The 443-nt window shown below is 56.2% G+C and carries 1 pseudogene; it reads right to left on the bottom strand.

Features of this window, described 5'->3' with window-relative positions:
• A pseudogene (gene dgoR / locus FMQ63_RS37210) lies at positions 1-441 on the bottom strand (D-galactonate utilization transcriptional regulator DgoR); the annotation flags it as partial.
• Positions 442-443 lie beyond the last annotated feature (2 nt).

Raw genomic sequence — 443 nt, 5'->3', positions numbered from 1 at the left:
GTTATGTACCGACTGCAGCACCGCCTCGTGGTAGCGAATATCCGCTTCGTTAAACGCTTCGCGGTCCTGATTGTTGGCAATCATCTCGTTCAGCGCCGATTCAATCTGCGCCAGATCGCTGGAAGTCGCGCGCTCTGCTGCCCAACGGGCAATCGCCGGTTCCACCAGATTTCGCACTTCGCTCATGGCACTGATAAGCCGTGGGTCGTAGTCGTTTTCCAGCACCCATTGCAGTACGTCAGTGTCGAGGTAATTCCACTGGTTACGCGGTGCCACAAACGCCCCGCGATAACGTTTCATTTCAATCAGCCGCTTCGCCATCAGCGAACGGAACACCTCACGGATGATGTTGCGCGAGGTTGCAAACTCTTCACAGAGCTCCGCCTCAGCCGGAAGTGGCGAGCCAGGTACGTATTTGCCGTGAACGATCTGTTTACCCAGCG

Source organism: Myxococcus sp. CA005 (assembly GCF_006518205.1).
Taxonomy (GTDB): domain Bacteria; phylum Myxococcota; class Myxococcia; order Myxococcales; family Myxococcaceae; genus Myxococcus; species Myxococcus xanthus.
Note: the sequence above shows the minus strand (reverse complement) of the source record. Positions and strands in the feature narration are given on the sequence as shown.